Origin of the sequence: Pedobacter cryoconitis (genome assembly GCF_014200595.1) — a bacterium.
Classification (GTDB): Bacteria; Bacteroidota; Bacteroidia; order Sphingobacteriales; family Sphingobacteriaceae; genus Pedobacter; species Pedobacter cryoconitis_C.
Map to the genome: position 1 here is coordinate 2,702,075 of NZ_JACHCG010000001.1, position 26,639 is coordinate 2,728,713.

Annotated in this window: 24 protein-coding genes and 1 pseudogene; 14 read left to right on the forward strand and 11 right to left on the reverse strand. The window is 38.4% G+C overall.

Annotated elements, in window-relative coordinates; all coding sequences use genetic code 11:
* Window positions 1-29: 29 nt before the first annotated feature.
* From gwsG to HDE70_RS11640, 8 genes are all read left to right on the forward strand, one after another.
* Window positions 30-1,004 (forward strand): grasp-with-spasm system ATP-grasp peptide maturase, encoded by a 975-nt coding sequence (gene gwsG, locus HDE70_RS11605; protein ID WP_183890205.1) that lies wholly within the window; start codon window positions 30-32, stop codon window positions 1,002-1,004.
* 227 nt (window positions 1,005-1,231) lie between these two features.
* Window positions 1,232-2,287 (forward strand): grasp-with-spasm system SPASM domain peptide maturase, encoded by a 1,056-nt coding sequence (gene gwsS, locus HDE70_RS11610; protein WP_183890208.1) that lies wholly within the window; start codon window positions 1,232-1,234, stop codon window positions 2,285-2,287.
* A 12-nt stretch (window positions 2,288-2,299) separates the two neighbouring features.
* Window positions 2,300-3,265: a DUF6624 domain-containing protein gene (locus HDE70_RS11615; RefSeq protein WP_183890210.1), complete on the forward strand. Its 966-nt coding sequence runs from the start codon at window positions 2,300-2,302 to the stop codon at window positions 3,263-3,265.
* Between the two features lie 581 nt (window positions 3,266-3,846).
* Window positions 3,847-4,197: a hypothetical protein gene (locus HDE70_RS11620; RefSeq protein WP_183891001.1), complete on the forward strand. Its 351-nt coding sequence runs from the start codon at window positions 3,847-3,849 to the stop codon at window positions 4,195-4,197.
* 90 nt (window positions 4,198-4,287) lie between these two features.
* Window positions 4,288-5,118, forward strand: a complete 831-nt coding sequence (locus tag HDE70_RS11625; protein WP_183890212.1) for a DUF692 domain-containing protein — start codon at window positions 4,288-4,290, stop codon at window positions 5,116-5,118.
* Window positions 5,105-5,860 (forward strand): DUF2063 domain-containing protein, encoded by a 756-nt coding sequence (locus tag HDE70_RS11630; protein ID WP_183890214.1) that lies wholly within the window; start codon window positions 5,105-5,107, stop codon window positions 5,858-5,860. The genes HDE70_RS11625 and HDE70_RS11630 overlap by 14 nt, the downstream gene beginning before the upstream one ends.
* 2 nt (window positions 5,861-5,862) lie before the next feature.
* Window positions 5,863-6,300 (forward strand): DoxX family protein, encoded by a 438-nt coding sequence (locus tag HDE70_RS11635; RefSeq protein ID WP_183890216.1) that lies wholly within the window; start codon window positions 5,863-5,865, stop codon window positions 6,298-6,300.
* A 144-nt stretch (window positions 6,301-6,444) separates the two neighbouring features.
* Window positions 6,445-7,068 (forward strand): DJ-1/PfpI family protein, encoded by a 624-nt coding sequence (locus HDE70_RS11640; protein WP_183890218.1) that lies wholly within the window; start codon window positions 6,445-6,447, stop codon window positions 7,066-7,068.
* A gap of 281 nt (window positions 7,069-7,349) precedes the next feature.
* Here HDE70_RS11640 and HDE70_RS11645 read toward each other — a convergent pair whose 3' ends face one another.
* The 9 genes and pseudogenes from HDE70_RS11645 to HDE70_RS11685 form a co-directional block, all read right to left on the reverse strand.
* Window positions 7,350-8,348, reverse strand: coding sequence for a zinc-binding dehydrogenase (locus HDE70_RS11645; RefSeq protein WP_183890220.1), 999 nt, complete (start codon window positions 8,346-8,348; stop codon window positions 7,350-7,352).
* 10 nt (window positions 8,349-8,358) lie between these two features.
* The gene (locus HDE70_RS11650; RefSeq protein ID WP_183890222.1) at window positions 8,359-9,138 is read right to left on the reverse strand and encodes a type 1 glutamine amidotransferase domain-containing protein; all 780 of its coding nucleotides are present in this window, start codon (window positions 9,136-9,138) and stop codon (window positions 8,359-8,361) included.
* Between the two features lie 77 nt (window positions 9,139-9,215).
* Window positions 9,216-10,106 (reverse strand): helix-turn-helix domain-containing protein, encoded by an 891-nt coding sequence (locus HDE70_RS11655; RefSeq protein ID WP_183890224.1) that lies wholly within the window; start codon window positions 10,104-10,106, stop codon window positions 9,216-9,218.
* Between the two features lie 68 nt (window positions 10,107-10,174).
* The gene (locus tag HDE70_RS11660; RefSeq protein ID WP_183890226.1) at window positions 10,175-10,993 is read right to left on the reverse strand and encodes an SDR family NAD(P)-dependent oxidoreductase; all 819 of its coding nucleotides are present in this window, start codon (window positions 10,991-10,993) and stop codon (window positions 10,175-10,177) included.
* 109 nt (window positions 10,994-11,102) lie between these two features.
* Window positions 11,103-12,266, reverse strand: coding sequence for an MFS transporter (locus HDE70_RS11665; RefSeq protein ID WP_183890228.1), 1,164 nt, complete (start codon window positions 12,264-12,266; stop codon window positions 11,103-11,105).
* 12 nt (window positions 12,267-12,278) lie between these two features.
* On the reverse strand, window positions 12,279-13,688 hold the full coding sequence (locus HDE70_RS11670; RefSeq protein ID WP_183890230.1) for a TolC family protein: 1,410 nt from the start codon (window positions 13,686-13,688) through the stop codon (window positions 12,279-12,281).
* Between the two features lie 11 nt (window positions 13,689-13,699).
* A pseudogene (locus HDE70_RS11675) lies at window positions 13,700-16,914 on the reverse strand (efflux RND transporter permease subunit).
* A gap of 10 nt (window positions 16,915-16,924) precedes the next feature.
* Window positions 16,925-18,061, reverse strand: coding sequence for an efflux RND transporter periplasmic adaptor subunit (locus tag HDE70_RS11680; RefSeq protein ID WP_260160382.1), 1,137 nt, complete (start codon window positions 18,059-18,061; stop codon window positions 16,925-16,927).
* Window positions 18,062-18,148: 87 nt separating this feature from the next.
* Window positions 18,149-18,748, reverse strand: a complete 600-nt coding sequence (locus HDE70_RS11685; protein WP_183890234.1) for a TetR/AcrR family transcriptional regulator — start codon at window positions 18,746-18,748, stop codon at window positions 18,149-18,151.
* Between the two features lie 235 nt (window positions 18,749-18,983).
* Between HDE70_RS11685 and HDE70_RS11690 the strand changes: the two genes are divergently transcribed.
* On the forward strand, window positions 18,984-19,430 hold the full coding sequence (locus HDE70_RS11690; protein ID WP_221302040.1) for a DUF6010 family protein: 447 nt from the start codon (window positions 18,984-18,986) through the stop codon (window positions 19,428-19,430).
* An 11-nt stretch (window positions 19,431-19,441) separates the two neighbouring features.
* Window positions 19,442-20,368 carry an AraC family transcriptional regulator gene (locus HDE70_RS11695; protein ID WP_183890236.1) on the forward strand — a complete coding sequence of 309 codons (927 nt, stop codon included), beginning with the start codon at window positions 19,442-19,444 and terminating at the stop codon, window positions 20,366-20,368.
* Between the two features lie 15 nt (window positions 20,369-20,383).
* On the opposite strand, the gene HDE70_RS11700 is transcribed toward HDE70_RS11695, so the two are convergent.
* Window positions 20,384-21,355, reverse strand: coding sequence for an alpha/beta hydrolase family esterase (locus tag HDE70_RS11700; RefSeq protein WP_183890238.1), 972 nt, complete (start codon window positions 21,353-21,355; stop codon window positions 20,384-20,386).
* A gap of 96 nt (window positions 21,356-21,451) precedes the next feature.
* On the opposite strand from HDE70_RS11700, the gene HDE70_RS11705 reads away from it, so the two are divergent.
* On the forward strand, window positions 21,452-21,823 hold the full coding sequence (locus HDE70_RS11705; RefSeq protein WP_183890239.1) for a winged helix-turn-helix transcriptional regulator: 372 nt from the start codon (window positions 21,452-21,454) through the stop codon (window positions 21,821-21,823).
* Window positions 21,824-21,933: 110 nt separating this feature from the next.
* On the opposite strand, the gene HDE70_RS11710 is transcribed toward HDE70_RS11705, so the two are convergent.
* Window positions 21,934-22,839, reverse strand: coding sequence for an aldo/keto reductase (locus HDE70_RS11710; protein ID WP_183890242.1), 906 nt, complete (start codon window positions 22,837-22,839; stop codon window positions 21,934-21,936).
* Window positions 22,840-22,964: 125 nt separating this feature from the next.
* Here HDE70_RS11710 and mug point away from each other — a divergent pair, with 125 nt between their 5' ends.
* The 3 genes from mug (at window position 22,965) to HDE70_RS11725 (ending at window position 26,630) form a co-directional block, all read left to right on the forward strand.
* Window positions 22,965-23,465 carry a G/U mismatch-specific DNA glycosylase gene (gene mug, locus HDE70_RS11715; RefSeq protein ID WP_183890244.1) on the forward strand — a complete coding sequence of 167 codons (501 nt, stop codon included), beginning with the start codon at window positions 22,965-22,967 and terminating at the stop codon, window positions 23,463-23,465.
* A 38-nt stretch (window positions 23,466-23,503) separates the two neighbouring features.
* Window positions 23,504-24,082 carry a DUF4142 domain-containing protein gene (locus HDE70_RS11720; protein WP_183869784.1) on the forward strand — a complete coding sequence of 193 codons (579 nt, stop codon included), beginning with the start codon at window positions 23,504-23,506 and terminating at the stop codon, window positions 24,080-24,082.
* A 175-nt stretch (window positions 24,083-24,257) separates the two neighbouring features.
* Window positions 24,258-26,630 carry an ABC transporter permease gene (locus HDE70_RS11725; RefSeq protein ID WP_183890246.1) on the forward strand — a complete coding sequence of 791 codons (2,373 nt, stop codon included), beginning with the start codon at window positions 24,258-24,260 and terminating at the stop codon, window positions 26,628-26,630.
* The last annotated feature ends 9 nt before the right edge of the window (window positions 26,631-26,639 follow it).

The following is a 26,639-nucleotide window of genomic DNA, read 5'->3' on the forward strand; positions in this document are numbered from 1 at the left end:
TTTTAATTAAACAGTTTTAAAAAAAATGAATGGTTCTAATACTTACTAAAAACAATGATGGTAGCTCTAATGGCATAATTGACTGGCTAACTTACTATAAAAAAGAATTCATAAGAGTAAATGGCAATGATGATTATACCAGAATTGTAGAAATTACTTCTGATAAAATTATTATAGAACAGCAAGGCAAACAATATGACCTTCTAACTTGTGATAGTGTCTGGTATAGACGAAATAGCTTTTCAGCTCAATCTTTTGGTATAAAAATAAAAAACTCAATCGTTGAAAATGTAATAGCAGGCGACCGTGATTATGCAAAAAAACAACTTCTTGCTGAATCAAATGTACTCACCGAATATCTTTATTATTTAATTGAACAAAACATAGAAAAACGATTTGGTGGATATTTCTCATCCAATGTCAACAAATTAATTATCCTCGAAAAAGCGAAGCGCTTTGGCTTGAAAATTACAGAAAACTTTATTATTTCTGATCGGAAAAAGCTGGAAGAAAAGATTAATAGCAATGGTAACTTAATTACTAAATCTTTTGACAATGGCGTATATGCACTTAAAAAGGAATATGGATACTTTTCCTATACAGAAAGAGTAAACACAGAGGAAGCTGCTAAATTCTCTTCTACTTTCTTCCCATCCTTACTCCAAAAAGAAATAAGAAAAAATTACGAGCTAAGGGTATTTTATTTGGCCGGCAAATTTTATTCAACGGTAATTTTTTCCCAGAAAAATGAATCAACCAGCGTAGACAGTAGAAAACATTCAAAAGAACTTCCCCGACATCTTCCTTATCAGTTACCAAATGAGATAGAAGATAAACTGCAATTGTTAATGATAGATTTGCATCTTAAAATGGGATCGATTGATATGATTGTTGACCGGGAGGGGAATTACATATTTCTGGAGGTAAACCCGGTTGGACAATTCACTTTCTACTCTAATAAATGTAATTATTTTCTGGAAAGAGAGCTTGCCCGCTTATTATAAACAATTTTATTAACAAAGAACATGGACCATTTTGAAAAAGTTATTCTTACCGACGATCAAAAAAAAACATTGCCACTGTTTTATAATTTTGTACATTATAAAAAATTAGATTCTACTTTTTATAATTTTTCACCTCCTTATTCTGAAAGACTTAGAACTTATGCGATTTATTCGCAGGCAAATAAGCTGATCTCTAAAATTGTTGACTTTTCTCAAATTGAAGAAGAATGATTCAAACCTCTCAATATTTAAAAGAATTTGCCGGCAAGTACCTTTACATCTATGCTGATATTTTTTTTGTAAAAGGCTATACCAGAACAATGGTTTGCGATTTGAACAAAAATAAATGGTTTTTTATTGAAAATGATTATTATGATATAGTGATCGAGTTCAAATCTAGAAAAATCAATGATGTTATCAACTTAGTTTCAGAAGCATCCGCCAGTCAACTCTGTTTATTTATAGAAAGCTTTATTGATAATGATTTTGCGGAAATTGTAGATGACATATCAAACTTCCCGCCACTAAAACTGGAATATGATTCCCCTAACCCCATTAATAATGCGATAATTGATATAGATGAACAGAGTAATTATGATGTGGATAAACTGTCTGCCGAGTTAGACAAACTGAATTGTAAATTTCTCCAAATCAGAATTTATTATGCGCCCGACATCAGTTTTATTACTGAACTGATCTTGAAGTTCAGTTCCCGGGACCTTAACAGTATCCAGCTTTTACTAAAATATCAAGATAGTATAACCTTGGCTCAATATCAGTCTTTAACAGTATCCTTCCCGATGATTTCGTTCACAATTTACAGCTCTCCATTTAACAAAATTTATGAATCTGACCTGAATATTATTTTGAACACCCTTGGATATGTGCATTATATAAAACAAGAAATTACTTCATGCAATTCATGTGGAATAATTAATCAGGCCGTAATGACTCTGCCTGCTGAAGTTCATTTATTTATGGAAAATATCACCCATAATAATTGTCTGAACAGAAAAATATCAATTGATATTAACGGAGAAATTAAAAATTGTCCTTCCATGGAGACATCATACGGAAATACAAATCAGACTTCCCTGATCGAAATAGCTGAAAATAAAGATTTTCAGTCACTGTGGACGATAAATAAAGATCAGATTTCTGTTTGCCAGGATTGTGAATATAGATATGTATGCAGTGATTGCAGAGCTTATACAGTTGACGGCATTATGTCCAAACCCTCTAAATGTAATTATGACCCCTATCAGGGACAATGGACTAACTAACACATGATGATAATGAGAATATTTTTAAGTTTATTTTTATGCTTGTTTACTTTCACAAACATGGGGTTTAGCCAGAATAATTTCTATAATTTGTATACTAAGGCTTATCAATATTACAATGATAAGAAGTATAAAGATGCCGGCACTTTTTTCAGTAAAGCATATTTAGATAATTATAAAACTAAAAAAATTGAATCCATAGCCGGTGCGGGATATAATGCGGCATGCTCATGGTCTTTAGCCAAGCAACCGGATTCAGCATTTTACATCTTAAATAAAGCCGTCAATGATGAAAGATTTCTAACGTTTTACACCCAATTACCTAAAGATAGTGATTTCGATAATCTGCGTAATGATCCAAGATGGAAAAAAATAACAAGTATTTATCTGAAAACAAAGGAAACTTTTGAGAAAGGACAGAATAAAGAAATTACAGATTTACTAGCGAATGTACGTAAGACTGATCAGGAAGAAAGATTAAAGGCATTGGATTATGAAAAAAAATATGGAGGACAATCTACTGAAGCTAAAAATAAATGGGCAGAAGTAGAAAAACTGGATGTTATTAATTTCAAAACGGTAAGTCATATTATTGATTCCCTTGGCTGGCCAGGTCCAAAACTTATTGGTTATGAAGGAGCTCAGACTTTATTTCTTGTTATCCAACATTCCTCATTAGAGAATCAATTAAAGTATTTGCCAATTTTAAAACAAGCTGTAAAAAAAGGAGATGCCATGCCAGGTTCCCTTGCTTATCTGGAAGATAGGATTTCTATAAAACAAAAGCTTCCGCAAAAATATGGCACACAACTGGTGAGAGATGGATCAACTGGTAAGATCCTTTACCCTGCCCGACTCCTGGATCCGAGAAATATCGATAAACTAAGAGAGGCAGCAGGTCTGGAGCCAATTGAAAATTATCTCCGGAATAATGGAGCAGACTGGGATCTGGAAGAATATATTAAAAAGCATCCTTAGCATAAAAAAACCTGTATATAATAAGTCAAGAGCCTATGACGAGGATAATAGAAAATCAGATCAACATATTTTTCAGTAAAATATTAGTTCTTTAACCTTAAAAAAATCTCGGGATTATCTTTATTAATCATATTCTGTCTCCAGATTCTTCCATTAGCCTGATAAGAAAATATGGCGTATAATGTCCTGCTGTTCTTACTCTTTTTTACATATAGTTCTTTCACTACTCTGCTTGCGGCAAGTTCGTGCCCAACTAATTGTCTATTTATATAAATATTGTGCAAAAAAATAACCAAAGCCACAGCTGGCCCACCTATAAAAAGTACAAATAAAAATGAAATTAATTTTCGCCATTTACCATGGTCAAACCATATAAATTCTAATGCAATTATTGATAACACCTCAATTATGACTAGCCATAAAACCATATCAAAACCATCCCTCCCAAAAAGCATGTCATACTGCTCTTAAACCATCAAAACACACTTTTCTGAAAAAAAAATAAAAAAGTTTGTAAGGATGGCTTCTTTCCTGCGACCAATGTCAAAACAAAACAATAATAAATTCTAAAAATTGACACAATGGAAAAGAAAAAAAACATCCTGAGAAGTACTATTATCGCTAGCGCAATTATCGCAGTATCAGGTCTGAGTGCAAACGCAAACAGCATGTTCCGTTACAGTAACCTGGGTTCGGGAGAAGTAGTAAGAACAAACTTGTCGAAACAAGCTAGTGGTGCAAACTCCCTGGAATTGAGCTGTGGCGCAAAGTCTAAAACAGACTCTACAAAAACAGGTAAAGACGGGAAATGCGGAGAAGGCAAATGTGGCGCCTCTAAAACTAAAGCCGGTAAAGGTAAAGATGGTAAGTGCGGCGAAGGTAAATGTGGTGCAGGAAAAACCAAAACTACTTCTGCTCCTAAAAAAGGATAAGTAAATTTTAAGAGTGTTGGCCATCAATACGGAAACAATTAGTGACCGGACCTTTGGACAACACTCTTTCTCACCTTAAAAAATGTTGTTATGGTAGGCATCGGTTTTAGAAAAGATTTTGCAGAAGAAATGCTGCAAAACAACATCATTCAACCTGCATTTATAGAAGTAGCCCCGGAAAACTGGATTGGTGTAGGCGGCTTCTGGAAAAAAAAGTTCAGACAAGCTCTGGAAAAATATCCTTTATACACGCATGGTTTATCCCTTTCCATTGGCAGTCCGGATCCCCTGGATTTCCAGTTTCTGAAAAAAGTAAAAGCATTCCTTAAGGAAACCAATGCACAAATCTATTCAGAACACTTAAGTTACTCCAAATGTGACAATGCACATCTTTATGACCTCCTTCCTATCCCCTTTACCCATGATGCTGTAAAACATGTGGCCGAAAGGATCCGGATGGTGCAGGATGTGCTGGAAAGAAAAATAGCCATTGAAATTGTCAGCTATTACAGCCCGGTAGCCCCGGAAATAACTGAAATTGAATTTATCAATAACATTCTTGCTGAAGTCAATTGTGACCTGCTACTGGATGTAAATAATGTTTATGTCAATGCTTTCAACCATAATTACGACGCAAAACAATTTATTGATCTTCTGCCAATGGAACGCGTAAGTTATATCCATATGGCTGGTCATCACCAAGTATCAGAAAACCTGATTATAGATACGCATGGAGAAGCAATTATTGATCCTGTATTTGATCTGTTTGACTATACTATGCACCGTCTAAAAAGAGATGTACCTGTGTTATTGGAGCGGGATTTCAATATTCCTGAACTGGAGGAACTACAGGAAGAAATGATCCGGTTAAATGAGATTAAAACGGCAGCATTAAAATCAACGTCTTATGTTACTGCTTGAACAAACACACCTTAATCAATTGGCATTGGCCAGTTACTGCCGTACAGGGATTCTGGAAGATATTCCGGGAATCAATATTGAAAACATCGGCCATTACCGTCGCCTGGTATTTAATGCTATAGATGACATGTTACAATCCGCATTCCCGCTAAGCCATGAGTTGCTCAAAGCTGGTGAGTGGCAAATGATTACCCACGATTTTTTCAGCAACCATGCTTGCCAGTCACCACAAGTTTGGTATATGCCCCGGGAGTTTTATGAATACCTGGAACAAACCCGTCCGCAAATACTGAATAAATATCCTGTCTTACTAGAGTTATTATGGTTTGAATGGCTGGAAGTAGAGCTTTTTATGATGGAAGACCAGGAGATCAACTATAGTATAACAGGAAATATTGAACAGGATAGAATCATACTAAACCCGGAAATACACTTTCAGCATTTTAACTTTCCGGTACATCTTAAAAAGGCGAAAAAAATTACAGCAGCAGCTAAAGGAGATTATTACCTGTGCATACACCGTATACCAGAAACCGGAGATGTTAGTTTTACAGATCTTTCTCCTGCCTTTGTCCGTCTACTGGAGCTTTTATCAGAGAAACCTCAAACTGCGGCTGCACTTATTGACGGTTTATGTGAAGAGCTGAAAATTGAACAAACTATTGAAACTACAACCATGTGCCAGAATTTCATCTTGATGGCGATGGAATCACGGCTGATCATCGGCTTTAAAAATGACTAAAAATGAAAATCAAACAAACATATAGCTATCTGAGTGATCAGCTTAAAAAAGCAGATTTCTTACCCCTTTTACTAATCAGGTTAACGCTGGCTTATGGCTTTTACACCCCGGCCAGAATGAAATGGAATGATATTAATGCTATTGGAGAATGGTTTGGCACTATAGGAATTCCCGCTCCTTATTTCAACGCCTGCCTGGCAGCAGGTACGGAAGCTTTAGGTGTAGTATTACTTATATTAGGACTGGGCACCCGTCTCATCAGTATTCCTTTAATGATTACGATGATTGTAGCCATTGTAACTGTACATTGGGCCAATGGCTTTGAAGCAGGAGAAAACGGATACGAGATTCCTATGTATTATCTGCTCATGTTATTCACGCTGTTAATCCTTGGGCCTGGAAAAGCAAGTCTTGATGAATTAATACGTAAAAAAAATTAGCATATGCCTATCGTTTTCAGTTGAAAAATCTGACTGTGTCCATAAAAATTTATAAAACTGGTACTTTATTATACGTTATAAGCAGCTGTATATTTGTCTTATAACATAGGAACACTAAAATTTTCAATCCTAAAAAATAATGATATGCATATTGCCATTCTTACCTTCGATGGATTCAATGAACTGGATTCATTCATCGCATTAGGTATTCTTAACCGAATCAAAACACCAGGCTGGCGCGTCTCTATCGCCTCTCCGACAGCAAAAGTCCGCTCTATGATCGGAGTTGTAATTGAAGCACAGGCCACACTGGAAGAAGCATGTTTAGCGGATGCAGTTATCTTTGGCAGCGGTACAAAAACCCGTGAAGTTATCGAAGATCAAGAGCTTATGGCCCGCTTAAAATTTGACCCGGCGCGGCAGTTACTAGCGGCACAGTGTTCCGGAACACTTACCATGGCTAAACTCGGTTTACTCAATGGTACACCTGCCTGTACTGACCTGAAAACCAAGCCATGGGTTACAGCTGCTGGTGTAGATGTTTTAAACCAACCTTTCTTCGCTAATGGCAATGTGGCCACTACTGGCGGCTGTTTAGCTTCACACTATCTTGCAGCATGGATTATTGCCCGGCTGGAAGGAATCGAGGCTGTCAAAAACGCCCTAAATTATGTTGTACCAGTTGGAGAAAAAGAAGAATACATTGAGCGTGCCTTGCGTAACATTATGCCTTACCTACCAGTGGAGGCAGAACTTTTGAAAAAATAGAATATACGCCAGGTTCATACCGGATACGAACCTGACGTATATAGTAAAATAGCTCCATTGGTTACCACAATATAACCAGCTTCCAAACCAGACAAAACAGGTAAGTAATTTTGATTTCCCTGCCCCGGCATAACCATTCTGGGTGAAAAGCTCTGATCTGAATTTCTAACTCATACCCCGCTTCCTTTCCATCAGTCAAAATCGATGATTAAGCTATAACACTACAAAACAACCACTCAAGACCAATCTGAAATATCACTAAATTTTGTATCTCTTAAAAGCTATTTTGAAATCACAACTTTTCCTTTACTCTTTCCTGATTCAAAATATTCATGTGCTGCAACTATATGATCAAAATTAAACTCAGCAGGATCAACATGTATCTTTAATTTACCTTGTTCAATCCAATCAGCTATAACCTTTAAATTTGTACCAAATCTGGTTTTAAGATCGCGTATATCAGCTGCAATTGGAATAACCAGAAATACGACATGAAAACTTGCCGCTTTCAGATGTATCGGGGTCAGATCAGCCTCTGTTAAAGCAATTGTAGTGACAACAACGCCATAAGGCTTAACCGTCTGAAAGCTATTTGCCAGGTTTTGATTACCAACGGTATCAAAAACAACATCAAAGCCTTCTCCACCAGTAAATCTCTGCACGAATTCTTCAGTTGACTCTTTATTATAGTTAATAGCATGATCAGCTCCAAAACTTAATACTTTAGCGATATCATTATCATTAGACACTACAGCATATACCTGGGCACCAGCGAGTTTAGCAAACTGAACTCCCATATGCCCTACACCACCCACCCCACCATAAACCAATACCTTTTGTCCTGGTTGTACATTTGCCCTTTCAAAAATTGCCTCATAAGCAGTTAATGCAACTAATGGAACAGCCGCAACATCTTTATAGCTAATGTGCTTTGGGGCTTTAGCCAGCAACCGGTAATCTGCCACTAATAATTCGGCTAAAGCACCACCCGATTCCCCAAGTCCGCCTACCCAGCCAAATACAAAATCACCACGTTTAAAATCGCCAGCATTTAGTCCTGCTTCTTCTACAATCCCAGCTACATCCCCATGCAATACAGCTGGAAAAGCAGGAACTAAGGCTGGCATACTACCTTTACGCAAATGGATATCTATTGGGTTAATAGAGGTTGCCAGTACATTGATCAGCACCTGGCCCTCTTTAGGTACAGGTATAGCTTGTTTAATATTTTCAAAAACTTCGGAAGCTTCTCCGAACTTATTAATTACAATTGATTTCATTTTTTCTATTTTAATCTTTATGGATGGATAAGGCAGTGATCAAAGCCTCAGCTACCTTAATTGCAGATGCCGGATTTTGTCCGGTGATTAAAGTACCATCGGTTACCACAAATGGGTTCCAGTCATCAGCCTTTAAATAGTTTGCCCCCTTTTCTTTCAGCATATCTTCTAAAAGAAAAGGAATATATTTTTTAGTCTGACCAGCCTCTTCTTCAGTGTTTGCATAACCTGTTACTTTTTTATCTTTGATCAGCGGAATTCCAGCTTTGGTTTTTACATTTTTTAGTGCTACAGGCCCATGGCAGACAAAAGAAACAGGTTTTCCAGAGTTATAAAATGATTCTATCAGACTTATAGAATACTTATTATCAGGCAAATCCCACATCGGCCCATGCCCTCCAGGATAAAACACGGCATCATAATTCTTTGCATTTACTTTGCTGAGCGTAAGGGTATGATGAAGGACGTTCTGTGCGTTAGGATCATCCAAAAACCGCTTTACATCCTTAGTGGTATAGTCTGGCAGTGTACTTCTGGGATCAATTGGAGACTGCCCGCCTTTAGGTGAAACCACGGTAATCTCCACTCCGCTTTCTTTCAGCAGATAATAAGGCGTAGCAAATTCTTCAATCCAGATCCCCGTTTTATCCCCACTGTTTTTGACTTCTTCATTTGATGTCACTACAAAAAGTATTTTCTTTCCTTTTAAAGATTCGTTGTGCTGAGCGTATCCTTTCACTTGCAGTATGAAAAGAAAAAGAGCGAATATGTATTTAGCAATTAATTTCATTTTTTTTTAATTTTTTGGGTGTTTTATTCCTTACCGCCTATTTTAAACACAGCAGTAATTATTAATTATTTTTTAATTTAGTTGATATGCTTGTGCTTAAACTGACTCGGGCTCAGGCCAGATTCCTTTTTAAAGAGTCTTGAAAAATAAGGTGGATTCTCGAAGCCAAGCAAATAAGATATTTCTGAGACAGAGAGATCCGAGTCTTTCAGCATATTTTTAGCCTCGGAAACAAGGTAGATATGAATAAGCTCTATAGCGGTTTTCCCGGTCTCCTGTTTTAACAAATCGCTTAAATAACCAGGAGAAAGATTCAATTCCTCAGCCATAAACTTCACTGTAGGGAAACCATATTTTTTTAAACTGCCTTTTTGGAAATAGGAATACAGTTTCTCATTAAATCTGGTCACCATTTTCCCTGAAAGTTCCTTGCGATTAAGAAATTGTCTTTTATAAAACCTCTTTGCATATTTCAGGATAGAATCTATATGGCTTAGAATAATTTCGCGGCTATACTCATCCTGACTATTTTCATATTCAGTTTCTATTTTATAATATAAATCCCATATCGTTTGCTCTTCTTTAGGAGATAAATGGAGCGCCTCATTAACCTCGTAATCAAAAAAACTATATTTTTTAATTTCATGATATAAAGGGTGTCCATTCAACAGATCTTCATGAAAATGAATTGTAAAAGCCTCTTCCTGAAAACCGACATCTTTAATCTCAATAAGTTGGTTTGGCTTAAAAAACAACATTGAACCTAATTGATGATCATATTCGGTCTTCCCATAAATAAGCTGACCCGCATTTATCTTTTTAAATACAATCAAATAAAAATCACTGGTAAACTCTACGTGTTTAATAGACTCCGAATAGGTGCAGGAAACCAGGCTCAGCATTGGATTTTCTGGCAAAGCATAGTTATTGCTTTTGTGTAATTCGCTTAAAGTTTTGAAATGTTTCATGACCTTATGATAATGAACCCCTAATTAGATTGTTAATAGTTAAGCACTTAACTAATATAGTTAAATTATTATTTCCCATGTGCATCAATTGCAGCTTTCTCCCAGGTTAACCATGTTTCAATTCGTTGCGCATATACTTCCCTGGTTATAGCGAAAGCCACTCTACCTAAAAATAAACGCAAAGGAGGATCTGACTCATCTATTAGCTTCAGGATTGTTGGTACTGTTGCTTTCGGATCTCCAAAATTTGAAGGTGTGAATTGCTGATAGGTTTCAGTTTTAATAATGTCATATTCGGTTAAAGGACTCGCATGAAGTGAAGAAAGGCCACTCCAATCTGTATTAAATCCATTTGGTTCCAAAATGGTTACTTTAATTCCGAACTGACTTACCTCAGCAGCCAGTGATTCGCTTAAGCCTTCTACTGCCCATTTAGATGCGGTATATAAACCAACCACTGGAGACGACACGACACCTAAGAGACTTGACAACTGAACAATATGACCGTTATTTTGAGCTCTCATTACGGGTAGTACTGCCTGAGTCATCCATAAGAGCCCGAATACATTCGTTTCAAACTGACTGCGGGCCTCTAATTCGCTAGTTTCCTCAATCGCACCAAATAAACCGTATCCGGCATTATTTATAAGTACATCAATTCTTCCAAAATGAGCCTTTGCTATTTCAACAGCCCGCAGACAATCTTCCCTGTTATTGACGTCTAATTTTAAAGGTAATATTGCATCTTTATATACGTCAGCCAAATCATTTAAACTATCGATACTTCGTGCCGTTGCAATCACCTGATCACCCCGCTTTAAAAATGCTTCTGTCCATATTCTGCCAAAGCCTCTGGAGGCTCCTGTAATCATGATAATTTTTACCATTTTTATTGTTTTTATTTCTTATCAAAATTACATTGACAGGCCCAGGATCATTTATACAAAACAAGGGATTACAGATACTTTTCCACTATTAACGACATAGTATATAGATTTAAACAGGCTTCCAGTTTGGAAAACGCTTTTCCATTAAACTTCTCATTCCTATCATGATCAAACCAAGAATGCCAAAACACATTCCTACCCAGGGAGACATTTGAACTCCTTTAGTCGCAATTACCCAACCGCTCACAATTGTTCCGGTAGAAATCCCCAGGTTGCCAAATGAAGTGGCCAAACTATTTGCAAATTCTAATGTATTGGGTGCCGCAGAGATTACATAGGCTCCGGAATTCAGGAAACAAGGTGCATATAAGAAGCCCCAGAGTGCAATAACGAATATATTAATGTAAATGTTTGTACCTGAATAATACAGTGCAAAAGGAATTAGTATTGTCCCGGAAAGGAAAAAAGCAGCAGTTTTAGGAATACTTCTGCTCAGCATTTTACCAGCAACCCAATTGGAAAATATGCCGGTCACACCAAATAGAAAAAGCATATAACTTATCATTTTCTCGTCCATGTTTTTAATTTCCCCAAGGTAATCTGCGAAATAACTATAGGTTGAAAACCAGGCCGCGATCATTAAGAAATTGACCACACCACTGATTAAAAAGGACGGCTTCTTTAAAATCTGAAGCTGGCTGCCATAAGTTTTTTTAGCCAATACAGGCATTGAAGGTAACGTTCTCCATAAACCAAAAAGAGCCGCGGCACTTACAGTTGTTTGCACCATAAATGAGGTTCTCCAGTTAAATACACCAGCCAGATAAGTAGCCAGAGGAACTGTAGTGACCATCGAAATCGCAATTCCTCCAATAACAATTCCCATCAATTGGTGTTCAGACTTTTTATCCCCGGAGGAAACCGCAGCAGCAATTGCTGTAGAAATAAAAACAGGCTGTAAAAAAGCAGGCAATAAACGCACGGTCATTAATAACCAGAAAGGCGGAGCAAAAGAAGAAACAATTCCGGTAATTAAAAATATAGAGATCGCTGTTAACATGATCGTTTTACGGTTAAAACCCGAAGTAAACAGGGTCATGAATGGCCCTGTTAAAGCAATGATCATCGCAAAAGCGCTTAATAATATTCCAGCTTTATCGATAGAAATCCCATAATGTGCAGCAATTTGTGGCAGTATGCCGATTATTCCAAATTCAGTAGTAATGATGCCTATTACGCCCAGGCATCCTGTATAGGCTATTTTCTTGTTCATTTTAGTTTTTATTTAATACCCACCTCCCACACTCCGATAAAGTTCTACCGTTGCGTTGAGCTGAGCTGCTTTTACATTGGCCAGCTCCAATTCACTCTGTAAAAAATTACTTTGAGCGGTAATCACTTCCAGATAATTTGCCATTCCGCTTTTGAATAAGAGTACTGCATTGGTCACTGCCTGCCGCAGCACATTTACTCTTGAATTTGCGATGCTGTACTGCGACTTTAATTTTTCAATTTTAACCAGCTCGTCAGCAACTTCTGCAACTGCGGTTAAGACTGTTTGACGAAAGCCGATAACCACCTTTTCTCTATCAATTTTGGCTAATTCATAAGCCGTCTTTAACTGTCTGCGCTGAAAAACCGGCTGTGTTATTCCACCAGCAACTACTCCAAATAAAGAGGCGGGTATATTGAACCAATTACTCGATTTAAATGAATTAATACCACCACTAGCTGTTATACTTAAAGAAGGATACAGACTAGCCTTACTCACGCCTACCTTTGCATTTGCTGCTGACAAAGCATATTCAAAAGCTTTCACATCTGGTCTGCGTCCAACCATTTCTGATGGTACACCGGCTGATAAATGAACAGCTATTTTAGTTTTTTCAAGGGTAGCTAATCGCTTAATCGCTGATGGGTTTTCGCCTGTCAGCAAGCGAAGCGCATTTTCCTGAATTTCTATATTCTGTTCAAGTTGAGGGATGAGCTGAGCAGTAACGAACCGCTGCGCTTCTGCCTGTTGTATAGCCAGAGAATTGGCCTGACCGGCATCAAACTGGAACTTGATAATCCGCAAAGTACTATCATTCAATGTCAGGTTTTTTTGAGCAGTCCGGAGTTGTGAATCCATCATCAGTAACCGGTAATATCCTTGCGCTATATTGGCAATCAACCTGGTCTGAATTGCTTTTTTAGCCTCGGTACTTTGCAAATATGCGGCTAAAGCAGCTTGTTTTTGTCTGCTGATTTTACCCCAGATATCCGCTTCCCAGTTCAGTCCGAGATTCGTATTGAAATCTTCGATATGATTTGTTCCCAGAAACTCACTCCCACTTAACCCACTTAAACTGTTACTTGAAGGCCTGTTGGAACTGGCAGTAAGCTGTAATATTAATGCGGGAGTATTGCCCAGTTTAGCTTGTTTGAAAAGCAGTTCAGCACTTTCTATATTTTTGAGTGCAGTCTGCATATCATAATTTCTGATCAAAGCCTTATCTATCAGCTTTAGAACTTCCTCTTCTGCTATAAACTCTTTGATAGAAACAGAAGCTATACTTGCAGAATCAGTAATTTCAGCTCCCCTGAAATTTTCAGGGATTGCTGATTGAGGCAATGGAATATCTTTAGATATTTTGCAGGCGCTTAAAAAAGCCAGCAGTATTAAAAGAGTATATAAATTTATAAGTTGTTTCATTGAATCGTTAATTAATTAGTGTGTATTTCAAGTTTCCCTGTTTCATGAACAGGATGATGATCATGAGCAGATAGCTCTTCCCTGTTCATCACTGCTACTGGTATACCTGTCACCTTTTCCTGTAAAAACTGGAAGATGACAAACAGTACAGGAATGATAAATAATCCTAAAATTACTCCAGTAACCATTCCGCCGGCGGCACCAATACTAATCGAGTGGTTACCCAAAGCCGAAGGCCCGGAAGCCCGCATCATTGGAATCAGCCCTACCACAAAAGCCAGAGAGGTCATAATGATTGGACGAAGCCTTAATTTAGCGGCCTCCAAAGAAGCAGCAATCAGATCCTGCCCAGCATTTCTTCGTTGAACAGCAAATTCAACAATCAGAATAGCATTTTTTGCAAGCAGACCAATTAACATGACCAGCGCTACCTGTACATAAATATTGTTTTCTATTCCGGTTAAGCCGATCGCTGCAAATACCCCAAATATTCCTGTAGGAATAGACAAAATCACAGCCAGAGGTAAAATATAGCTCTCATACTGTGCTGCTAAAAGGAAGTATACAAATATCAGACATAAAGCAAAGATGATCACAGATTGTCCTCCGGAAGTAATCTCTTCTTTTGTGATACCAGTAAATTCATAAGCAAACCCTGACGGTAATTGTTGCGCTGCAACTTCTTCGACCGCTCTGATAGCATCACCCGAACTGTAACCAGGTTTAGGCATTGCATTAATCCCGATAGAATTAAACAGATTATAACGGGACACCGTTTCAGGCCCATAAACCCTTTTCAGTTTGACAAGGGTATTGATCGGTACGTTTTCACCAGACCTGTTTTTCACAAATACATTATCCATAGAAGAAGGATCAGCACGGTCGGCCACATCAGCCTGTACCATTACCCTGTAATACTTTCCAAACCTGTTAAAATCCGAAGCTTGTGCACTACCAAAAAAGCCTGCATCGTACTCAATACATCCCGCACAGAAACGTTTAACTGCTCAATTTTAGCTTCATCCAGTTGTAGTTCCAACTGCGGATAATCCGATTTGAAAGTAGTAAAGGCCATTGCTATTTCCGGCCGTTTCATTAGCTCACTAATAAAGTTAGTTGCCACGCCGCTAAATTTACCCAGGTTCCCACCAGTTTTATCCTGTAGTACCATATCTAAACCATCGATATTACTGAAACCCGGAACAGTTGGAAAAGTAAACACAAAGAAATTTGCACCTTTAACAGTAGCGAGTTTCTCTCTTATGGAATCCATAATCTTATTGATATCCTTAAGCGCTCCACGTTTTTCAGCAGGCTTTAACAGAATAAACAACGCGCCGGCTGATGGACTATTTGAAGAAGTGAGCAAGTTATAACCAGATAATGCAGCGAACAGTTTAGTATAAGCCATTGGCTTTAATAAAACTTCCGTTTCCTTTAGGATCGTTGTACTCCTGTCCATTGAAGCACCTGCCGGGAGCGACATAGAAACAACCACAAACCCCTGGTCTTCTGAAGGAATAAATCCTGTACGTGTTTTTTTTATCATTAAAACTGTAAAAGCCATCACAATAAATAACCCCAGAATACCAACCCATTTTGCCCGGATCAAAAACCTCAGACTACTTGTATATCTGTTGGTCAAAGCATCAAAACTAGTATTAAAACTTTTAAAGAATCGTTGCTTAAAAGTCGTTTTAGTACCTGGCTCATGACTTACAGCATGATTTTCTTTTAAGAACAAAGCACATAATGCCGGACTTAGTGTTAGTGCATTAATAGCTGAGATCACAATAGCAATAGCCAGGGTAAAGGCAAATTGTCTGTAGAAAACCCCGGTAGAACCTTCCATAAAACCAACAGGTAAAAATACCGCACTCATCACCAGGGTAATTGAAATGATTGCGCCCGTGATTTCGTGCATAGCGGCAGCAGTAGCAGCTTTTGGAGGAAGGTGTTTATGCTCCATCTTTGCATGTACAGCTTCGACTACTACAATCGCATCATCTACCACAATACCAATAGCCAGTACCAAGGCAAATAAGGTTAGTAAGTTAATAGAGAAGCCAAAAAACTTCATAAAAAAGAATGTTCCTAAAATCGCAACCGGAACAGCAATCGCCGGGATCAGCGTAGAACGAAAATCCTGTAAAAAGATGTACACAACGATAAATACCAGGATAAACGCCTCAATCAAAGTATGAATTACCTGTTCAATAGATTGATCTAAAGAGGTTTTGGTACTATAAACAAGGTCATACTTAATGCCTTTAGGGAAATTTTTCTCCGCCTTTTTCATGAATGCCTCAATTCCGATCTGGATATCGTTTGCATTAGAACCACTCAATTGCTGAACGGCAATACTTAATGCCGTTTTACTATCATTACGGGTAAGATTTGAATAGGTATAAGACCCAAGTTCTATTCTGGCTACATCTTTGAGCCGCAAAAATGAACCATCAGCATTGGAGCGGATAATGATATTTTCATATTCTTCTGGTTTATTCAACTTTCCTTTATATTTTAGGACATATTCAAAAGCATTTTTACTGCTTTCCCCAAATTTCCCTGGGGCAGCTTCCAGATTTTTGTCTTTAATTATGGCCATGACCTCATTTGGCGTTAGCTTATAGGTAGCCATTTGTGCAGGATTCAGCCATACACGCATGGAGTAATCTTTACTTCCGCCAATTATATTTGCCTGCCCTACTCCCTGAATTCTTTTCAACTCAGGGATCAGATTGATCTGGGAATAATTAGCGAGGAATGTCTGGTCGTAAACCTTTTCATCGGAACTGCTGATACCCAGAACCATGATTATACTATTCTGTTGTTTTGCCGTGGTCACGCCAGCCTGGATAACTTCTTCGGGTAGCTGGCTGGTTGCTTGTGAAACACGGTTTTGAACGTTTACTGCTGCCTGATCCGGATCAGTACCTAATTTGAAGTAAACTGAAATCACCAATGAACCATCATTACTGGCAGTTGAGCTCATATAAGTCATATTTTCAACCCCATTAATTGATTCCTCCAAAGAAGGAGCTACTGAGCGCAGTACAGTTTCGGCATTTGCACCCGGATACAGGGCGGTCACTTGTACGGCAGGCGGAGCTATATCCGGAAATTGTTGCAGGGGTAATTTAGTAAGTCCAAGCACGCCCAATATGACCAGTAAAATGGAAATAACGGTAGCTAAGACGGGTCTATTTATAATTTTTTTAAACATGATTTGTAAATTATCTTGATGTAGTTTTAGTCGGATCTTGTTTTACTTTTTCCGGTTTGATCACCTCTCCTTCTTTCAGTTTGTCGATACCATCAAAAACTATCTGATCTCCTGCTTTTAAACCTTCTTTTACCAGGTAATTAGTACCTTCGGTTCCCAAAATGGTGATCGGTATTTTACTCACTTTATTATTGCTGTCCACAGTGTAGACAAACATTTTATCCTGAATTTCTATAGTAGAAGATTGTGGGATCAGAATAGCATCCGGATGGATCATGGACAATCTCAATTTACCGGTATTTCCAGATTTTAAAAGCCCTTGTGGATTAGGAAAAGTAGCTCTTAAAGCAATTGAACCTGTTTGCTTATCAAATTGTCCATCTACCATATCAATCTGGCCTTCTTGCTGATAAACTGTTTTATCTGAGAGTACCAGGGAAACACGAGGTAATTTTTTCAGTCTTTCTGGTATAGATTTACCTGGATATTTATCATTAAAATTGATAAAATCATCCTCTCCTAAAGAAAAGTAGACATGAACTTCATGAGCGTCTGAAAGTAGTGTAAGCGGAATCAGATCACTTATACTGATTAAACTACCTTGCTTTTTAGGCAGACGGCCAACAAAGCCGCTTACAGGTGCTTTGATCAAGGTATAGCCTAAGTTTATGTTTGCTGTTGCGACTGCCGCTTTAGCTTGTTCAACATTGGCTTTTGCTGATTGATAGTTTGATTTAGCTGTTTTAAGCTGAAAATCAGCAATCACTTTATTGGCTACTAAAGGTATAAGCTTTTCAACTTCAAGTTGTGCATTGATCAGGGTTGCTTTCGCAGATTCCAAAGAACCTTTAGCATTATTGACCGCTTCCTGAAATGGCCGTTCGTCAATTTTAAATAGTGGTTCTCCTTTTTCTACCCTGGCACCTTCATTGACAAAGATCTGCTCCAGGATACCAGAAACCTGGGGTCGTATTTCTAAATCAATTGTTCCCTGGATCGAAGCAGGAAATTCCTGGTAGGTAGTTTCATTGCTGGAAACTAAACGTATTACAGGCAAAGATGGAGGCGAAGCAGCTTGGTTTTGCTGGTTTTTCCCAGCACATCCTGCCAGGAATATAGCTAAAAGTAATATCAGTAAAGGTTTCATTGTGTTATTAAATTGTTTAACGATGTTAATTTTTGATGAATAAAAAAGATTGTATTTCATTATTTTAAATTGCTGTTATGTAGTATTTCATTCTTCGATGTATTTAATTATACCTCTGATTGCGTCTTTCAGAATACGCTGATTCATCGCTTCATCACGACCTTTATTGACCAGGTTAATAGAGATAAGCCCATGGATTACAGACCAGAAAGTATAATACTTTCTACAGACCAGATTTTCGGTAAAATTTTCAACAGTAATTAGCTTTTCTATGACCTGAAAGAAAAGGTTATCGGTCGCTTCGGCTTCAGCCAATGACTTTTTAAATACACAGACATTCATGTCCACACCATACATGAGTTGATAAAGTGCTTTATTTTTAAATGCGAAATTCCAGTAGGTCTTCCACATTGCTTCAAGCTGCTCTTCAGCTTTATTATGCTCAGCTCGCGCTAACCTGATCTCTGCCGCCAGGCTAATAAATCCTATACGGGTGAGTTCAATCAAAATACCTTCTTTATTTTCAAAATATTCGTAGATGATTGGAGCTGTGTATTCTATCCTGTCAGCAATTTTTCTCATACTTAGCGCATTCCACCCTTCCCTTTTTACGATCTCCAAAGCTGATTCAAGAATGTTAAGTCTCGTTTCATCTTTTTGCCTTGCAATTCTGTCTTTACTTCCCATGAAATCTGGTATTATTTCAATTAATTTTCAATAACTATTCAGACACCAAAAGTATAGGCTGGTATTTAAGGCCATTTATACAAAACAGGGAAAGACAGATACTTTTCCACTATAACCAGCCAAGGACGATGACATCGGCGCAATTCTTTGGATAATGATTGAAATGTCCTGAAAAAACCAAAAAGCATCCTGTCAGGTGTATTAAAGTCCGGGGACCTTTGGAGAAAAAATAATTATGAAAAATCACATTGTTCCTGAGGTCGGAATGCCTCAAATTATTGGCGCAGTTATAATCGCCACTTTGTATATCAGTATATTTTCAATGGTCAGGGAAGAAAACCGGACAAGAATGAATGCGGTAGTACTCGCAGGTGCTGGCGCCGCATATCTAAGCAGTGGTCTTGGACCGTGGGAATTTGTTTTCTGCACCATTATATCGATTGTAGCTTATAAAGGTTTAACCCGAAACTATATGATTGGTATTGGCTGGCTATTACACACTGGCTGGGATCTGGTACATCATTTATATGCTGATGCAATTGTACCTATGGATCCTGCCTCATCTTTTGGATGTATGATATGTGATCCTATAATGGCTATATGGTTTTTCTTTGGTGCACCAGATATATGGGCTGTCCTGCGTAAAAAATTTGGAAGCGGAAAGCTGGAAACATATATTTGAGCTATAAGTCTATGGACGAAGGCGAAAAAATAAACATATATGGTACCAGGGCATTTACTTCAAAGTTTATGCCCCTGGTTGAACAGAATCATTCTATTCGTTATGATTATGACCGGTTTCTAATCATGAGGATAGAAGAGATGTATCCTTATACTAATCACCGTGTGCCTCCCACAAGGTCATTAAACGATATCATCTTATTTATTACCGATGGTGAGGCACAAATGAATATTGGTACTGAATCTTATCTTGCCGTTAAACATAATATATTACATATACCATCCGGACAGATTTTCTCTTTCGAGAAATATGATACCAGTAAATCTACTAATGGATTCTTAATTATCTTTAGTAAGGGCATCCTTTCCGGGGATTACGACAATGCGGGAATACTTTCAGCATCCGGTCTGCTTGATTTTGCAGGCCCCCCTTTGATTAGCCTTGAACAAGAATCTTCCAGTTTTGCTGCTCAATTGCTTGAACGGATATTTAAAGAAAATAATGAAAATGGATTAACCCGTTTGGAAATTATAAGAAGTTATTTTCTGGCTTTTATATTGGAAATCAGAAAGGAAAGCAGTGGTGATACCGTTTTAAAGAAGTCTGCATCAATAAAATTGGTCAAAGACTTCATCAATTTGGTTACCCTGCATGTTAAAAAGAAGAAGCAGGTTAGCGATTATGCCCTGCTTCTTCATATTAGTCCGAACCATTTAAGTAAAGTGATGAAAAAATTCACTAACAAATCTCCAACCAAGTGGATAGATGAAGCTTTAATCCTCGAAGCAAAAGTCCTCCTTTTTCAGACCAACATGAGTATCAATGAAATTTCATTTTCCTTGGGAGTATTTGATCCTTCTTATTTTAGCCGCCTGTTTAAAAGATACGAAGGTATTTCACCTCTCTCGTTCAGAAACGAGATCAGAAAGATCAATTAACACTTATTAATCGGTTCAAAGAGAATCTGTTAATCCAAAAAATTTAATGGCTTCCAGCGGAGCGTCAAAATTACTGCTAGTTTTACCCATTAGCCTTGGAAATCTGAATTTTTGTTGAGGAATAACATGCCCGCCTCCCACAATGGTAATCAATTCAACTGCTGATTTACCTGATGAGTTCCAGCGCTGAAGTTCAACTGATGTCGGATCATTTACTTTATGACTTGGAAAAACCTTATTTTCAGGAGATGCATTCGTCGCGTTACGTTCCACAAAATATTCAGCGGTAGCTTTAGCAGAAATTGCTGTACCAACCTTTTGTATCCCAAACAAAGTTACTGGTCCTCCCAGGTAAGGATTTATTCCATCTTCTGTTCCTGTTACGAGCATAACTCTTGAAGTAGCCCCTTTACCAATAAATGAAAAAGTTTCGGGCGTTGGCAGATTAGCACTTATAGCGCAGATTGCATTCACCATTTCTGGTTTTTCCAATGCCAGCCTGATCGCTACCTGTCCTCCATTGGAGAATCCAAAAATAAATACTTTTTTAGGATCTATATGTTGCTCTTTCCCGAATCTATCGACTAAGGCTTCAATAAAACCCACATCATCAATATTTTCCTTTTTTGCCTCAAAAGGAGAATTTTTGCGCAAGTCATTCCAATTGCCTTTATAACCATCAGGATAAACAACAATAAATCCGTACTGATCGGCTAGTTTATCCAGTTCATAGCCGCTCCATTCTCTCATGCGGACTGAGTTCATGCCTGTACCATGCATTGCAAAAATGATCCCCGGTTTAGCAACCAGCTTTTTTGGGATATAGGTCAGATAATTTCGATCCTGATGACTCACATGGATCTTCCCAGAATGAATCTTTCCGCTTAACTGAGGTTCAGCAGGTACAGGTGAATAAACAAAATAAAAATAAGCTACAGCCCCAAGGAGCAATAGAATTCCGAGTATTAAAAAAATTTTAGTGATCATATGATTAAATTTATGACTACAAATTTATTTACATTTGCTTACCTTTTGATACTAGTAAACAAAAGGTTACCAGTAACCTTATAGTTAGTTATAACAATGGAAAAATCGTGCGAAGGTCCGAACATTACTTCTGAAGATTGCTCAGCGCTAGTTATGGCCGTAGGTGATGCACTTTATGCAGTAGGCGGAAAATGGAAATTAAGAGTGATTATTGGTCTGTCAGGGAGCAATAAAAGATTTAATGAATTAAGACGTATTATTCCAGGCATATCGGCCAGGGTATTGTCTAATGAATTGAAGGAGTTAGAAATGAACGGATTCGTTAAAAGGAATGTTTATGCAGAAGACTCTCCGGTAATGGTGGAATACGAGTTGACCGCTTATAGTTCCAGCTTAAAAGATGTAGTCAAGTCATTAAGTGAATGGGGCATTATGCACCGTGAGCGAATAAAAAAATCACGGACGTAACCGCATCAACCACTAACTAATGGCTTGTCACGAAGATAATCCTTACAATCGAATGAGTAAGCCTGCCCTGAATTAAGCTAAGACTCACTCATTTTTTTTGTTTTTCCTCCTTAACTACCTTTTGCAATAAACCCCGGTACTCCAGTTTTCACCACTGCGTTGAATCTCTGCCTGGTCTGAATACTATTGATTTCATCGAAAGCGTCTTGTGGCAAAAAAGAGATGTCAAAGTTCTCTTGTGCACGGGCCGCAGTCCGGGGTGTAGTCAATAAAGCCGTTCCACGCTGAATTGCCCAGGCCAGCAATACCTGAGCGGGTGTCTTTCCAACCCTTGCAGCAACCGACAAAACAGCCGGATCTTCGAGCGGCCCTGGTTTTATTCCATGTCCCAATGGTGCAAAAGCCAAAAACACAATCCCCTTTTCCTTGCAGAATTCCAAAAGTTCCGTTTCTGGCAAATACGGATGCGACTCGACCTGAACCACCGCAGGCTTAATTCTCGCTGCTTCATAAATAGGCAATAATTCGTTTAGGCTGATATCGGACAATCCAATAGCCCTGCATCTGCCACTGTCAACAAGCTTTTCCATTGCCCTCCACGTATCAAGTAAAGTAACCTCACGATCGTAAATAACATTACCGTTTTCATCCCGTGGATCCTGCTCCGCTCCCGGTTGAAATGCGAACGGAGTGTGAATGAGATAGAGATCCAGGTAGGTAAGGCCAAGTCTGTTCAGACTTGCCTGAAATGCCGCCTCCACGCGATCAGGCCGATGATTCGTATTCCACAACTTTGTGGTCACAAATATCTCTTCGCGGCTGAGACCTTCGGCTGAAAGTCCTGCCTGCAATGCCTCTCCTACCGCGCTTTCATTTCGGTATCTTTCTGCGCAATCAAAGTGTCGGAATCCAGCTTTTAGTGCATCTCTGGTAGCACTTATAGTCTCTGCTGCGTCGGGAATCAGCGTACCAAATCCGAGTACAGGCATGTGGATAGTGTTATTTGTTGTCTCCATTTTTATATACTTTAATCAAATCATACTACAAATTACGGCAGGAAATTTCAGGTAATTGTGTGATCTGCATCACATTCTTTTAGCCTGATTTCATCTTAACTTTACAGCAAAAGAAAACCAAATCAATGTTAACAGATATTATTCGTAAAGACCTGGAAGTTCTCTTTTGCGGAATCAATCCTGGCTTAAAATCAGCGTTGGACGGACATCATTTTTCCGGACGAAATAATCGTTTTTGGAAGGTTTTACACCATGCTGGCTTTACACCTTATGAAATTGACCCTGTAAATGACGCAACTATCCTGGATTCAGGTTATGGCCTGACTACAGCGGTGGCCAGGGCAACAACCCGCGCAGATGAACTTTCAAAAGACGAATTTCAAAACTCTATGGAAGCATTTAAAAGCAAAATGATTTACTTCCGCCCGAAATATATTGCTTTTCTGGGCAAGGCAGCCTACCTGGCTTTTTCAGGGAAAAAGCAGATTTCATGGGGTTATCAGGCCGAAGATTTCTGTGGGGCGAAAGTCTGGGTACTACCTAATCCGAGTGGCTTAAACCGTGGATTTACCCTTAGTGACCTCATTAGTTGTTACAAGGAATTATTTCAACAACTTAAACTATAGCTGACTTTCTGTGTTATAAAAGCGATAAAACCAGCATTATGAAAAAAACAATCTACTTTCTTACTACCTGTGCAATAATATTTGTGAGCTGTACCAGCAATAAAGATTCTACAGCTGCTGCTGATAGTGTAAACAGGGTTAAAGATATAACTCCCAATACGATGGCCACAGGTACACTGGGCGTAAAAGTCTCTGATGCAGAATTTGCAACAAGAGCCGCATCTAATGGAATGGCAGCAGTTGAATTCAGTAAAATTGCGGCTGAAAATGCTTCAAATGTTCAACTAAAATATTTTGCCAGAATGATAGTCAGGGATTATGAGAAAACAAATAAGGAATTAGCCTCAATCGCTGCAAAGAAAAACATTACACTTCCCCTGACGCTGGACGAGCAAGATCAGAAGAAATCAATTGAATTAAATGAAAAATCCAAAGCAGACTTTGATAAAGCTTATATAGAGACTATAACAGGTAAGAATAAAAAAGCATTGAAGCTGGTACAAGATGAATCAAAAGATGGTAAAGATGCAGAGGTCAGGGCCTTTGCAACTAAAACTGTTTCAATTGCACAATCACACCTGGATATGATCAATGTAATTCATGATAGTCTGAAATAGAATTACTTCAACTGTCCGGCAGTGTACGTTTACCGTTCGATAATGAACGCATCGATTAATGATTAAAAATTAAAACACTGAAAAACAATGATTTAAAACAAAAACAACTCTTGGCATAAACTTAGTAAATTGCAGTTCAATTGTATTTGTTTTTAATTGATAAATCATTGCTGACATGTTCAGACTCAACTTAAAAATCGCTTTGCGTAATCTCTGGAGAAACAAGACTTCCTCTGTGATTAATATAATTGGTCTGGCTATAGGTTTATCTGCCTGTCTGCTACTGCTGCTTTATGTGAATTACGAAAGGAATTTTGACCGCCACTTTAAGGACGCGGACAAAATCTACCAGGTGATGACCAATTTCCAGGATGCTACCGGAAAGATTACCAGTACAGGTGTATCACCAGGAAATGGAATCGCAATGGCTATTAAGGCCAAAATACCTGAGGTAGATGTGATCACCCGTATTGGTGGTGGTGATAGATCACTCATTGCCAATCAGCAAAAAGTATTTAAAAGAACGGACCTCTTTGCAGACCCGGAAATATTGAAAGTTTTTAGTTACGAATTTATAGCCGGCAATCCCAACACTGCACTGAATACACCAAATTCGGTTATATTAACAGCGGAAACTGCGAAAATTTTATTCGGCACAACAGATGCCCTGAACAAAACGGTCAGGTATAAAAATACAAATAATTTAAAGGTTACCGGTGTAATCAAAGATCTGCCTGCCAATACTTCCCTCAGGTTTGATTATTTGATGCCCTGGTCTTTTTTTGAAAGCATAAACAACTATGTTAAAAATCCTGGCTGGGGAGATTTTAGCTTTCTGGCCATGGCTAAAGTTAATAATCCGGCCAATATTGACCTGATTAATGCTAAAGTAAAAAAGCTTTTCAATGAAAATTATACCGCGCAAAAGAATGAGAATTTCCTGTTCCCGTTATCGGATAGACATTTATATGGTGAATTTCTGAACGGTAAAAGTATAGGTGGCGATATAGATCGCATCTATTTATTTATTGCATTGGCTTTTGGTATTTTGCTTATCGCTTGTATCAATTTCATGAACATGGCCACGGCCAAATCAGAGCGCAGGGCAAAGGAAGTGGGTATCAAGAAAACTATTGGTGCAACACGGGGTTCTTTGGTTACTCAATTCCTGACCGAAGCTATGGTGCTGACTACAGTAGCGGTGCTGATTGCTACCGCTATTGTTGAAGTCAGTTTACCACTATTCAATAAACTGCTGGAAATAGATATTACAATTCACTATAACAATACAGGTTATTGGCTGGGCATTCTGACAGTAGCATTAGTGACCGGCATTTTATCCGGGACTTATCCGGCACTATTCCTTTCTTCCTTTAATCCGGTTCAAACTTTAAAAAAGAAAACCGCAAGCGCAAAATCTATTCCTGTCAATCTGAGGCAGGTACTGGTAGTGGGACAGTTTTGTTTTGCTATTATGCTGGTCATCGCTACCATGGTGATCTATAATCAGATGCAGTTTATCAAAAACAGACCAGTAGGGTATAACATCAACTTAATGGCTGAGATGCCTCAGGATGGTGAACTGTCTGGTAAGTTCGAATTGTTTAAAGCGCAAGTGTTAAAAACCGGCGCAGTGACTGCCGTAAACCAGTCATCCCAGAGCATGATCAGAGTAGGTAACTGGTTTTATGGTCTTGAATGGCCGGGAATGGAAGCCAGAGGAAAGGAAATTGTTTTCAACCGCCTTCAGACCTCTTATGATTTTGTGAAAACAAGCGGTGTAGAGTTGATAGCAGGCCGTGATTTCTCCAGAGATTTTGCCTCAGATACGGCGGCAATTCTATTGAGCAGTACAGCGGTAAAGGTCATGAAGCTTAAAAACCCTGTAGGGATGACCGTAAAACTCTTTGGGAACCAATTAAAGGTAATTGGCATTTTTAAAGATTTTAACTGGGATTCTCCTTATCAGCCGGGCCGCCAGATGGTGATCAATTTTAGTAAAAATGAGGGCGGAAACATTAATATGCAGTTAAATCCTGCCAATAGTCTAAGTAAAAACATAGAGCTGATTTCGGCCGTTGCCAAAAATATCAATCCTGAATATCCGGTAGAAATTGGATTTGTCAATGAACTGTACGCAAGGAAAATGCATTCAGAGAAAATCCTGGGCATTCTGGCCAACCTGTTTGGTGGTATAGCGATACTGATCTCTTGTATGGGGCTTTATGGCCTGGTTAGTTACAGCGCAGAACAGCGTACCAAAGAGTTTGGTGTACGTCGCGTACTGGGCGCGTCAGTTGGCAATATTATGAACCTGCTCTCAGTTTCCTTTCTGAAAATGGTATTTGTCGCTGCATGTATTGGCGTTCCTTTAGCTTACTACCTGATGAACAGATGGCTCACTAGTTTTGAATTCAGAACAACTGTATCTTTTTCAATTATATTGATATCCATAGCAGGAACTACAATCATCGCATTTTTAACTATCAGTTTCCAGGCCTATAAGGCTGCAAAAGCTAACCCTGTCGAAGCGCTGAAGTATGAATAAAAATGACTT

Excerpts from the sequence above, each read along its gene's own strand:
- gwsG (WP_183890205.1), top strand. The coding sequence starts at position 30 with ATGGTTCTAATACTTACTAAAAACAATGATGGTAGCTCTAATGGCATA.
- gwsS (WP_183890208.1), top strand. The coding sequence starts at position 1,232 with ATGATTCAAACCTCTCAATATTTAAAAGAATTTGCCGGCAAGTACCTT.
- HDE70_RS11615 (WP_183890210.1), top strand. The coding sequence starts at position 2,300 with ATGAGAATATTTTTAAGTTTATTTTTATGCTTGTTTACTTTCACAAAC.
- HDE70_RS11620 (WP_183891001.1), top strand. The coding sequence starts at position 3,847 with ATGGAAAAGAAAAAAAACATCCTGAGAAGTACTATTATCGCTAGCGCA.
- HDE70_RS11625 (WP_183890212.1), top strand. The coding sequence starts at position 4,288 with ATGGTAGGCATCGGTTTTAGAAAAGATTTTGCAGAAGAAATGCTGCAA.
- HDE70_RS11630 (WP_183890214.1), top strand. The coding sequence starts at position 5,105 with ATGTTACTGCTTGAACAAACACACCTTAATCAATTGGCATTGGCCAGT.
- HDE70_RS11635 (WP_183890216.1), top strand. The coding sequence starts at position 5,863 with ATGAAAATCAAACAAACATATAGCTATCTGAGTGATCAGCTTAAAAAA.
- HDE70_RS11640 (WP_183890218.1), top strand. The coding sequence starts at position 6,445 with ATGCATATTGCCATTCTTACCTTCGATGGATTCAATGAACTGGATTCA.
- HDE70_RS11645 (WP_183890220.1), bottom strand. The coding sequence starts at position 8,348 with ATGAAATCAATTGTAATTAATAAGTTCGGAGAAGCTTCCGAAGTTTTT.
- HDE70_RS11650 (WP_183890222.1), bottom strand. The coding sequence starts at position 9,138 with ATGAAATTAATTGCTAAATACATATTCGCTCTTTTTCTTTTCATACTG.
- HDE70_RS11655 (WP_183890224.1), bottom strand. The coding sequence starts at position 10,106 with ATGAAACATTTCAAAACTTTAAGCGAATTACACAAAAGCAATAACTAT.
- HDE70_RS11660 (WP_183890226.1), bottom strand. The coding sequence starts at position 10,993 with ATGGTAAAAATTATCATGATTACAGGAGCCTCCAGAGGCTTTGGCAGA.
- HDE70_RS11665 (WP_183890228.1), bottom strand. The coding sequence starts at position 12,266 with ATGAACAAGAAAATAGCCTATACAGGATGCCTGGGCGTAATAGGCATC.
- HDE70_RS11670 (WP_183890230.1), bottom strand. The coding sequence starts at position 13,688 with ATGAAACAACTTATAAATTTATATACTCTTTTAATACTGCTGGCTTTT.
- HDE70_RS11680 (WP_260160382.1), bottom strand. The coding sequence starts at position 18,061 with ATGAAACCTTTACTGATATTACTTTTAGCTATATTCCTGGCAGGATGT.
- HDE70_RS11685 (WP_183890234.1), bottom strand. The coding sequence starts at position 18,748 with ATGGGAAGTAAAGACAGAATTGCAAGGCAAAAAGATGAAACGAGACTT.
- HDE70_RS11690 (WP_221302040.1), top strand. The coding sequence starts at position 18,984 with ATGAAAAATCACATTGTTCCTGAGGTCGGAATGCCTCAAATTATTGGC.
- HDE70_RS11695 (WP_183890236.1), top strand. The coding sequence starts at position 19,442 with ATGGACGAAGGCGAAAAAATAAACATATATGGTACCAGGGCATTTACT.
- HDE70_RS11700 (WP_183890238.1), bottom strand. The coding sequence starts at position 21,355 with ATGATCACTAAAATTTTTTTAATACTCGGAATTCTATTGCTCCTTGGG.
- HDE70_RS11705 (WP_183890239.1), top strand. The coding sequence starts at position 21,452 with ATGGAAAAATCGTGCGAAGGTCCGAACATTACTTCTGAAGATTGCTCA.
- HDE70_RS11710 (WP_183890242.1), bottom strand. The coding sequence starts at position 22,839 with ATGGAGACAACAAATAACACTATCCACATGCCTGTACTCGGATTTGGT.
- mug (WP_183890244.1), top strand. The coding sequence starts at position 22,965 with ATGTTAACAGATATTATTCGTAAAGACCTGGAAGTTCTCTTTTGCGGA.
- HDE70_RS11720 (WP_183869784.1), top strand. The coding sequence starts at position 23,504 with ATGAAAAAAACAATCTACTTTCTTACTACCTGTGCAATAATATTTGTG.
- HDE70_RS11725 (WP_183890246.1), top strand. The coding sequence starts at position 24,258 with ATGTTCAGACTCAACTTAAAAATCGCTTTGCGTAATCTCTGGAGAAAC.